The 10,351-nt window shown below is 48.6% G+C and carries 8 protein-coding genes and 1 tRNA gene; 5 read left to right on the plus strand and 4 right to left on the minus strand.

Annotation, left to right across the window (positions count from 1 at the left end):
- Positions 1-13: 13 nt before the first annotated feature.
- Positions 14-1,144, plus strand: coding sequence for a lipid-A-disaccharide synthase (gene lpxB / locus CHB92_RS22875; RefSeq protein ID WP_089321567.1), 1,131 nt, complete (start codon positions 14-16; stop codon positions 1,142-1,144).
- A gap of 86 nt (positions 1,145-1,230) precedes the next feature.
- Here the strand turns inward: lpxB and clpX are convergent, their stop codons facing one another.
- From clpX to CHB92_RS22895, 4 genes are all read right to left on the minus strand, one after another.
- Positions 1,231-2,454 (minus strand): ATP-dependent Clp protease ATP-binding subunit ClpX, encoded by a 1,224-nt coding sequence (gene clpX / locus CHB92_RS22880; protein WP_089321568.1) that lies wholly within the window; start codon positions 2,452-2,454, stop codon positions 1,231-1,233.
- 351 nt (positions 2,455-2,805) lie between these two features.
- Complete coding sequence (locus CHB92_RS22885) at positions 2,806-3,504, minus strand: ClpP family protease (RefSeq protein ID WP_089321569.1); 699 nt, start codon at positions 3,502-3,504, stop codon at positions 2,806-2,808.
- 88 nt (positions 3,505-3,592) lie between these two features.
- Positions 3,593-4,918 carry a trigger factor gene (gene tig, locus CHB92_RS22890; RefSeq protein WP_089321570.1) on the minus strand — a complete coding sequence of 442 codons (1,326 nt, stop codon included), beginning with the start codon at positions 4,916-4,918 and terminating at the stop codon, positions 3,593-3,595.
- A gap of 74 nt (positions 4,919-4,992) precedes the next feature.
- Positions 4,993-5,074, minus strand: a tRNA-Leu gene (locus tag CHB92_RS22895).
- 201 nt (positions 5,075-5,275) lie between these two features.
- Here CHB92_RS22895 and CHB92_RS22900 point away from each other — a divergent pair.
- Genes CHB92_RS22900 through CHB92_RS22915 form a run of 4 tightly spaced genes read left to right on the plus strand, consistent with a single transcriptional unit; the run spans position 5,276 to position 9,666 of the window.
- Positions 5,276-7,525 carry a RelA/SpoT family protein gene (locus tag CHB92_RS22900; RefSeq protein WP_245842843.1) on the plus strand — a complete coding sequence of 750 codons (2,250 nt, stop codon included), beginning with the start codon at positions 5,276-5,278 and terminating at the stop codon, positions 7,523-7,525.
- Between the two features lie 26 nt (positions 7,526-7,551).
- Positions 7,552-8,046: a Fur family transcriptional regulator gene (locus tag CHB92_RS22905; RefSeq protein ID WP_089321571.1), complete on the plus strand. Its 495-nt coding sequence runs from the start codon at positions 7,552-7,554 to the stop codon at positions 8,044-8,046.
- Positions 8,024-8,374: an STAS domain-containing protein gene (locus CHB92_RS22910; protein ID WP_089321572.1), complete on the plus strand. Its 351-nt coding sequence runs from the start codon at positions 8,024-8,026 to the stop codon at positions 8,372-8,374. Before CHB92_RS22905 ends, CHB92_RS22910 begins: the two co-directional genes overlap by 23 nt.
- Before the next feature lie 8 nt (positions 8,375-8,382).
- Positions 8,383-9,666 carry an adenylosuccinate synthase gene (locus CHB92_RS22915; RefSeq protein WP_089321573.1) on the plus strand — a complete coding sequence of 428 codons (1,284 nt, stop codon included), beginning with the start codon at positions 8,383-8,385 and terminating at the stop codon, positions 9,664-9,666.
- The last annotated feature ends 685 nt before the right edge of the window (positions 9,667-10,351 follow it).

Consider the following 10,351-nt stretch of genomic DNA (forward strand, 5'->3'; position numbering starts at 1 on the left):
AGAAGCAAACTGCATGAAATATTATATTATAGCCGGAGAGCGCTCTGGGGACTTACATGCGTCTAACCTCATCAAGCAACTGCGGCGGCAAGACCCTGTTGCGGAGATAAGAGGATGGGGCGGCGACATGATGCAGGAGGCAGGCATGGACCTGGTACACCATTACCAGGAAATGGCCTTTATGGGCTTTGCCGAAGTGTTCAGGAGCCTGCGTAAGATCCTGGGCTTCTTGCGGGAGTGCAAGGCCGACATTAAAACTTACCAGCCGGACGTGGTGATCCTGGTGGACTATGCGGGCTTTAACATGCGCATTGCCAGGTTCGCTAAGAAGCATGGGCTTAAGGTATACTACTATATCTCCCCTAAAATATGGGCCTGGAACCAGGGGCGGGTACACAAGATCAAGAAGGTGGTGGACCGCATGTTTGTGATCATGCCTTTTGAGGAGGACTTTTATGCCCGCTTCGACTACAAGGTAGACTATGTGGGGAACCCTGTGAATGATTCCGTCACGGACCATGTGGCCAGCACTGACTTCAGGACCCGAAACAGGCTTTATAACAACAAGCCTATCATTGCTATTCTGCCCGGCAGCCGTCGGCAGGAAATAGAGAGCATGCTGCACGTAATGCTGAGCGTACTGCCTTCTTTCCGTGATTATCAGTTTGTAGTGGCAGGTGTGTCTAATTTCTCAAAAGCTTATTACGAGCAGTATAACAAAGACCCGAACATCAAGATCATCTACGACCAGACCTACGACCTGTTGGCGCATGCTCAGGCCGCCTTAGTAACATCAGGTACAGCCACGCTGGAGACTGCTTTGTTCGGTGTGCCGCAAGTGGTATGCTACAAGACAAGCGCCATCTCCTATGCGATAGGGAAGATGGTGATCAAGGTGCCTTACATCTCCTTGGTAAACCTGATTGCTGATAAGCCTGTGGTAACAGAGCTAATTCAGGATGACTTTACTCCTAAAAAGATCATAGCAGAGCTAAAGCAGATACTCTTCGACAAGTACTTCATCAAAAAGCAGAAAGAGGGATATGCCCTGGTGCGCCAAAAGATAGGGGAGTACCGCACCGCGGAGCGTGCAGCAGAACTAATGGTCGGTTACTTGACAGAGGAAAAGACAGCCAAGGCCTGAACATGCCTGAATAGAGGACTATCAAAACAACAAGCCCCGGCCTTTATCAGGCCGGGGCTTGTTGTTAGTAGTAAATACTTTACTTTCTAAGCCACTTTCAACTGCTTAAGAGTAGACTTCTCGAACTTCTCACGGGCATACTCGCCTGTGATCGTCAGTTCTTTGGTGCCCTCTTCTGACGGAAGCTCAAACATAGCGTCTGTCATGATGCCTTCGCAGATAGAACGTAAGCCACGGGCCCCTAGCTTATACTCCGACGCTTTCTCTACGATGTAGTCCAGTGCACTTTTATCGAAGTTAAGCGTGATGTTCTCCATTTCGAACAGGCGCTTGTATTGCTTGATGATCGAGTTCTTCGGCTCCAGCAGGATGCGACGCAGCGTTTCGCTGTCGAGTGGGTTAAGGTGTGTGGTTACTGGCAGACGTCCGATCAGTTCCGGTATCAGACCAAAGTTCTTCAGGTCTTGTGCTGTGATGTAGCGCAGGAAGTTCTCATTCTCTTCTACCTCATCCAGCTTAGACTTGGAGAAGCCAATTGGGCGGGTATTTAAACGGTTCTTGATCAGCCTGTCGATACCTACAAAAGCGCCACCGCAGATAAAGAGGATGTTTTCAGTGTTTACGGTAATCATCTTCTGTTCGGGGTGCTTACGGCCTCCTTGTGGTGGCACGTTTACAGAAGTACCCTCTAACAACTTCAGCAGGGCCTGCTGCACGCCTTCTCCGCTCACATCGCGGGTAATAGACGGGTTGTCACTCTTACGGGCAATTTTGTCTATCTCGTCGATGTACACAATGCCGCGCTCTGCTGCCTCAACGTTATAGTCTGCTGCCTGTAGCAGGCGTGTTAAAATGCTTTCTACGTCTTCGCCTACATAGCCAGCCTCTGTCAGCACGGTAGCGTCCGCAATACAGAAAGGTACTTGCAGGATACCGGCCATCATGCGGGCCAGGTAAGTCTTGCCTGTCCCCGTTTCGCCTACCATAATAATGTTAGATTTCTCGATCACCACCTCCTGGTCTTCGGTAGGTTGCATCAGGCGCTTGTAGTGGTTGTAAACCGCTACCGACATCACTTTCTTAGCCTCATCCTGTCCTACAACAAACTGGTCGAGGTACCCCTTCATTTCCTTTGGCTTCATCAGGTTGAATTTAGGGGTACGGCTGTTGGCGCGTATTTTATTCTCTTCGTTCAGAATCTGCTGAGCCTGTCCGATGCAACGATCACAGATATGCGCGTTAATACCGGATATCATCACCGATACATCCTTCTTGTTTTTGCCACAAAATGAGCAAGTAATTTCAGCCATAAGAAACGATTGATACAGATTGTTTTAGGCTTTGATTTCCAAAGCGTAAAGCAAAGGTACAAAATTGAAAAGTTATGCAACCACAATTTTTTCAAGACTAACAGGGCCTGATAGCCTGCTTTGGGCCATAAATTTCAAGATTTATATTTTTATATCTTTGTGTAAGTGCTTGGTTATTAAAGCTGTTATACGTGATAGTATCCACATAGGCCTGTTGATAAATTATTTATACCTACGGTGCTTTCGGGTGTACCGGCACGTTGCCAGGGCAGAGCGGTAGTGCAATTGGGGAAAATAAAAACCCGCCCTGTCTTCACAGAGCGGGTTTTGAGGACTGATTATACCTGGTGCTTACTGCGCCTTACGTATCAGCACTTCATCAATCAGACCATACTCTTTTGCTTCTTCTGCCTTCATCCAGTAGTCGCGGTCAGAGTTGTCATATACCTCCTGATAGCTCTTGCCAGAGTGCTGTGCCAGGATCTCGTACAGCTCTTTCTTCAGCTTCAGGATCTCACGGGCGGTGATCTCAATATCAGAAGCCTGCCCTTGTGCGCCACCCATTGGCTGGTGAATCATCACGCGGGCGTGTGGCAGGGCAGAACGCTTGTCTTTCGCGCCACCAGCTAATAGTACAGCTCCCATAGAAGCGGCCAAACCTGTACAGATGGTCGCCACGTCCGGGCTTACGTACTGCATGGTATCATATATACCTAAGCCGGCATAAACAGAGCCACCCGGGCTGTTGATGTACAGCAGGATGTCTTTCTTGGCATCAGCCGACTCCAGGAAAAGTAGCTGGGCAGTGATAATATTGGCAATGAAATCGTCTACCTGGGTACCCAGAAAGATGATACGGTCCATAATCAGGCGGGAGAACACGTCAATCTCACGGAAGTTTGTCGGGCGTTCCTCAATCACGGAGCGGGTCATGCTTTCGATGGTGTGCATCGCGCGGCCTTCTACGTGGTTAATATACTGGTCTACGCCCAGGCCACTCATGCCCTGGCCTTTTACGGCAAATTTCCGGAACTCGTCTTTGTTAAACATATCTTGTTTAGGTTTACGGTTTACTCAAAAATAAAAAAAGTCCTTCAGTAATGAAGGACTTTTCATAAATGTATAGTTGTATGCGCGTTTATTCAAACGACATATTTCTGAAGTCCTCTGCTGTTACAGTCTTCTCTACAACAGTCATCTGCTCCTTAAGTTTAGCGAGCACTTTCTCAGCTAGCAATTGCTCGTACTCCTGGATGTAGTTACGGCCGTTATCCTGCTGCAGGTACTGGTTCGCATAGTTGTTCATGCTCTCTAACAGCTCCTCAGGCACCTCTGGCATATTGAACTGGGCAAGCATCTTCTCCTTGGTGCTGTTCACCACTTCCTCGTTGCTTACTTTCAGCTCGTTCTCCTCTACAACCTTGTTCTTGATCATAGACCACTTCAGCTCACGGGTATACTTGTCGAAGTTCTCCTCAATCTGCTCAGCAGTCAGCTTGCCTTCGTTTGTAACCTGTAGCCAACGCTTAAAGAACTCTGTAGGCAGTTCAACTTCTACGTTGTCAACCAGCGTATCGATGATATTACGGTACAGGATATTGTCTGCTTCACGCTCATAGTTCTCCTTGATGGTCTCACGGATCTTGGCGTCAAACTCTTCCTCTGTTTTTACTTCGTCTTTACCGAAAAGCTTGTCAAAAAGTTCTTGATTCAGCTCAGCAGGCTCTGTACGGTTTATTTTCTCTACCGTAAACTCAAACTCACCGTTCAGGTCAGCCACTACGTCTTTGCTCAGACCAGTAACATGTGCCAAAGCAGCGTTGTCGTCGCCGAAAGTCTTACGAATATCGAAACGAATTACGTCGCCTTCCTTTACGCCGATAAACTGGTCCTGACCCTCCACTACACGGTTGGTAGGGATAAGCGTCTTAGACTGGAACTCGCCGTCTACCTGCTTTAACTCGCCGGAGATAAAATCACCCTGCTCAGAAGCTTCCGGGTTGGTGGTTTTACCAAACTGGCGCTTTAGGTTCTCGTAAGCCTCGTCAATTGTCTTCTGGTCTACCTCAATGGTGTAACCCTCTACGCTTTTATCCAGCGGAAGGTTAACGTCCGGTAGCAGACCTACGGCATAGTTAAACTCAAACTCTTTCTGGTTATCCCAGTCAATTTGCTCCTGGCTTGGCTCCGGAAGCGGCTCTCCCAAAAGCTTCACGTCGTTCTCGCGGATGTACTTAGAGATCTCCTCCTGTAAAATCTTGTTGATCTGCTCTACCAGGATGCTCTTGCCGTACATTTTCTTTACAAGCCCTGCAGGTACTTTCCCAGGTCTGAAGCCCTTGATCTGAGCCTTTTTGCTGTATTCTTTTACCTGCTGGTCTACTTTAGGGGCGTAGTCGGCCTCTTCCAGTACCACCTTCAGTTGCGCATTGGTGCTGTCGGTTTGGTTTAATGTAATATTCAAGGCTTATAAAATTTTAATTTTGAAATACCTACTAAAAACAAACCCCCAACATGGCTGTTGAGGGTTTGAGATTGTGCGGATGGAGGGACTCGAACCCCCATGCCTCGCAGCGCTAGATCCTAAGTCTAGTGCGTCTACCAATTTCGCCACATCCGCTTGAGTGTGCTTGTTTGTAATAGTGATGCAAAGGTACAACACGAAATTTTAAATGCAATAGCTGCCCCAAAAATTTCCTGAATATTTTTTAACTTAGATATAGCGGGGCTACAGAATGCCTTTAAAATGGCACTGTATTGGTAGCATTTTATATTCAGTTATATTTGAAACTTATAAAGCCGCTAGCTTATTAATACTTATATGGCAGGTAAGACGGACAAAACCGGAACGCTTCTTACTACTTCAGACCAGGTTAACATGATCGATCCAGAAGCAGAACGCAAAGAGATCTTAAGACACTATAGAAGACTACTTCGGCACGCTAAGCCTTTTTTGAAGGACAACGATGCCAAAATTATAAAGAAGGCCTTTAATACCTCTGTGGAGGCGCACAAAGACATGCGCCGCAAGTCGGGGGAACCTTATATTTTGCACCCGCTGGCGGTGGCACAGATTGCCGTGGAGGAGATAGGACTGGGGACCACGTCCATTGTCGCCGCCTTGCTGCATGATGTGGTAGAGGACACAGAGCTGGAGATTTCAGACATAGAGCGCGATTTCGGGCACAGTGTGGCGCGTATCATCGAGGGGCTCACCAAAATATCCGGTGTGTTCGATTATGGTACCTCCCAGCAGGCCGAGAACTTCCGGAAAATGCTGCTCACCCTGAGCGATGACGTACGGGTGATCCTGATCAAACTGGCCGACCGCCTGCACAACATGCGCACGCTGGATAGCATGCCGCGGCACAAGCAGCTGAAGATTGCCTCGGAGACCATGTACCTCTACGCGCCGCTGGCGCACCGCCTGGGCCTGTACGCCATTAAGTCAGAGCTGGAGGACCTGTACCTGAAGTACACTGATACAGAAACCTATAAGGATATCTCGAACAAGATACGCCAGACGCGCAGCGCCCGAAGCAAGTTTATCAAGGACTTTACACACCCGGTAGAGGAGGAGCTGCGCAAGTACGGTTTCAAGTTTACCATCAAAGGCAGACCTAAGTCTATTTACTCTATCTTAAAAAAGATAAAAAAGCAAAACATCACCTTTGATGAGATTTACGACCTGTTTGCGATCCGGATCATCCTGGACGTGCCGCTGGAAAACGAGAAGGCGGCCTGCTGGCAGGTGTATTCTATTATCACAGACTTTTATCAGCCAAACCCCGACCGCCTGCGCGACTGGGTGAACACGCCCAAGGCCAATGGCTATGAGTCCTTGCACACCACGGTTATGAGTAGGTCTGGCCAATGGGTGGAAGTGCAGATACGCACCAAGCGCATGGACGAGATCGCCGAGCGCGGGTATGCGGCTCACTGGAAGTACAAAACAGAGGGGGTTGCCTCTGCCGAATCGGGGCTGGAACAGTGGATAAACAAGGTGCGAGACATGTTGGAAAACAACACGGCCAACGCACTGGAGTTTATGGACGAGTTCCGCAAAAACCTGTTTGTAGAGGAGGTGTTTGTGTTTACCCCTAAGGGCGAGTTGATCATTTTGCCGGACAAGGCCACTGCGCTGGACTTTGCTTTTGAGATACACAGCCAGATCGGCCTGCAGTGCCTTGGAGCCAAAGTGAACCAGAAATTGGTGCCGCTCAGTTACAAATTAAAGAATGGGGACCAGGTAGAGATTCTGACCTCGCAGAAGCAGAAGCCGAATGAGGAGTGGCTGCAGTATGTGGTTACCTCTAAGGCGCGCACCCGCATTAAGGACGCCCTGCGGGAAGAACGTAAGAGCAAGGCTGAGGAAGGGAAGGTAATGCTGGACAGCCGCCTGCAGCAGATTAACGTGCCGGACACGCAACAGAACCTGAACAAGCTGCTGGCCTTCTTTAACGTGCCTGCCCTGCAGGACCTGTATTACAGAATAGCGACAGGCCATATTGATATCAAGAACATCAAGGAGGTGCTCTTTGTAACAGGAGGTGAGAAAGGAGCCTCCATGCTGGATCCAAAGTCTTTCGACAAAGAGGTGCAGAAGATACGGGGAGTGAACTCCGACATGCTGGTAATAGGGGAAAACACCTTTAACATGGACTACCGCATGTCCAAGTGCTGCAATCCAATTCCTGGGGACGATGTGTTCGGCTTCCAGACAGAGGAAGGCTTGATCGAGATACACCGTACCAGCTGTAAGCAGGGGATTGAGTTGATGTCGAACTACGGCAACCGCATCATAAAGGCAAAGTGGACAGAGCAGAAAGAGTTGGCCTTCTTAGCAGGTATCCGCATCAAGGGGACAGACCGGGTTGGCCTGGTAAATGACCTGACCAAAGTGATCTCAACCAGCTTAAAGGTAAACATGCGCTCGATTACGATCGACTCGAATGACGGCATCTTTGAAGGAAACATCATGGTGTTCGTAAACGACACTGGGCATCTCGATAAATTGATGCAGCGCATGAGCCGCGTATCGGGCATTCTAACCGTGGAGCGCTTCGACTAAGGGCAATATTTTAAAAAGAACAGACAATGGCATTAGACCGAAATAAATTTGAAGAGGTAAAGAAGATCTTTACGGCCTACTTGGAGAGCAAGGGCCTGCGCAAGACGCCGGAGCGTTATGCTATCCTGGAGGAGATATACTCCCGCGATGGGCATTTTGACGTGGAGTCGCTCTACATCAGCATGAAGAACAAGAATTACCGGGTAAGCCGGGCTACCGTATACAACACCCTGGACTTGCTGGTGGAGAATGACCTGGTGAGCAAGCACCAGTTCGGGCGCAACCTGGCCCAGTACGAAAAATCGTACGGCTACCGTCAGCACGACCACGTAATCTGTACGGAGTGCCACAAGGTTGTGGAGTTCTGTGACCCCCGTATTCATAATATACAGACCATGGTGGGGGAGCTCCTAAATTTTCATATCTTGCATCACTCCCTAAACCTATATGGTGTATGCGGTGATTGCCGCGCCAAAAAAGCGACAGAGGAAAAGCAACATGAAGTATCAGACAGAGCTTAAAGAAGACATTCTCTTTATCAGGCTGGAAGGCGATCTGATAGCTAGTGCTGACACACAGGGGATGATAGAGGACATAGACGCAATGGAAGGGGGAAAGGTCCTGCTTTGTGCCGTAGACCTCTCCAACGTGCGCTTTATGGATAGCAGTGGAATGGGAGTACTGGTGTCGCTGTTAACGAAGTTCCGGAACAGGGGAGGAGAGCTCGTGCTCATTAAGCCTTCTGATCATATCCGCAAACTTTTGATCGTTACAAAGCTGAATGCCATCTTTACTATCGCAGAAAATGATAGTTTTGCGACTCAGTTCTTAAAAGAATCAATTTATTAAATACTTAAATGGCAGTTGATATACTAATAGGTCTGCAGTGGGGCGACGAAGGTAAAGGCAAAATCGTTGACGTACTGGCCCCGACCTATGACATTGTAGCCCGTTTTCAGGGTGGTCCGAACGCAGGACATACGTTGGAGTTTGAAGGTACGAAGCATGTGTTGCATCAAATCCCTTCCGGTATTTTCCACCCGCATATCCAGAACATCATTGGCAACGGCGTCGTGTTGGACCCCATCGTGTTTCGTACTGAAATGCAGAAACTGAAAGACCGTGGTGTTGATGCTGCTAATAACCTGTTTATCTCAAAAAAAGCGTCCCTCATCCTTCCTTCGCACAAAGCACTGGACCGGGTTTCTGAGGAAGCTTTAGGAAACGAGAAGATCGGTTCTACTTTAAAAGGAATTGGACCAACTTACCAGGACAAGATTGGCCGAGTGGGCTTACGGGTAGGTGATATTCTGGCAGACGACTTCCAGGAGCGCTATAATAAGTTAGTGGCACGTCACCGTAAAACAGTAGAGTTCTATGGCAAGGAGCTAGACCTGGGCGATCAGGAGCAGGCTTTCTTTGATGCGGTGGATTACCTGCGCTCGCTGCAGCTGGTGGACACAGAGTACCTGATCAACCAGGCAATCAGCAGCGGGAAAAAGATCTTAGCAGAAGGAGCGCAAGGCTCTTTGCTGGATGTTGACTTTGGAACCTATCCTTTTGTTACTTCCTCTACTACTCTAGTAGCGGGAGCCTGTACAGGCTTGGGTATTGCCCCAAAGCATGTAGGCGAAGTTTACGGGATCTTTAAAGCCTATACGACCCGCGTAGGTAGCGGACCGTTCCCAACTGAGTTGGAAGATGAAGTCGGAGAGCAAATACGACAGGCTGGCCGTGAGTTTGGCTCTACGACTGGCCGACCACGTCGTTGTGGCTGGATAGACCTGCCCAGTCTGAAGTATTCCATCATGCTAAATGGCGTAACGCAGCTGGACATGATGAAAGCTGATGTGCTTACTGATTTCGATACTATTAAAGTTTGCACCCACTATAAATTAGCATCAGGTGAGTTAACAGATCAGGTACCACATTCCATGGAGATAGATATTCTGGAGCCAGTGTACGAAGAGTTGCCAGGATGGAAAGTAGACCTGAACAAGATTGAGAGTGTAGATGAATTGCCACAAGCATTCAAGAATTACTTAACATTTTTGGAAGAGCAATTGCATGTTCCAATTACGATTGTGTCAGTAGGCCCAGACAGAAAGAGCACGCTGAAAAGAGATGCTGTAGTGGCTTAAGCATTTATTATACTAAGAAACATAGCAGGAAAAAGCTCCCGTCGGACAGGCGGGAGCTTTTTCTTTTTTCCTTAGCGAAAGCTCATCAGCTGTTGAACTTCGTGGAGTTGGTCTTAGGTTACCTCCGAGCGGTGGGGGAGACTCCAGCGACTAGGCGGTAAAAGGGGATGGCTGGGTAAAACAATCCTGCCAAGGGGGAACTTCAGGCCACGCTTTTGCTGTTTTTTTCCAGCGCTAAGAGGAAAAGCTTACAGGGGTAGCAGTTAAAAAAAAGCTGTTTTAGCCGGAACTCCCACCAGCCCTCTGGCTGTTACCCTCTAGCGCCCAAAGAGGAAGGAAGGGTCGGGGGAAAATAATCCCCCACTGCCTGAGGTACTTGGGCTTTTTCTGCGCTGATCTTCTCTGAGGCCTTGCCTGTAGGGAAACTTTTCCTACCTTTGCGCTCCCTTCGGCAGGACAGGGGCAGGGTTAACAGGGGCTGAATGAGTCTTTAGCAGGCAAAGGGAAAAGAGGAAAAACTCTCCCCTGGTGCTTGCAAAACGAAAAACTCTTCTTACCTTTGCAGCCCGCTTCAGAGGGAAGGGGAGGCATGGCACACTTCTTGAATAAAGAAAGAGCTGGTCAAAAAAAATAAAAGAAAAAGCTTGGTGGTTTAGAGAGAAACACCGAACTTTGCAGCCCGCAA

It is taken from the genome of Pontibacter ummariensis, from assembly GCF_900188175.1.
GTDB lineage: Bacteria > Bacteroidota > Bacteroidia > Cytophagales > Hymenobacteraceae > Pontibacter > Pontibacter ummariensis.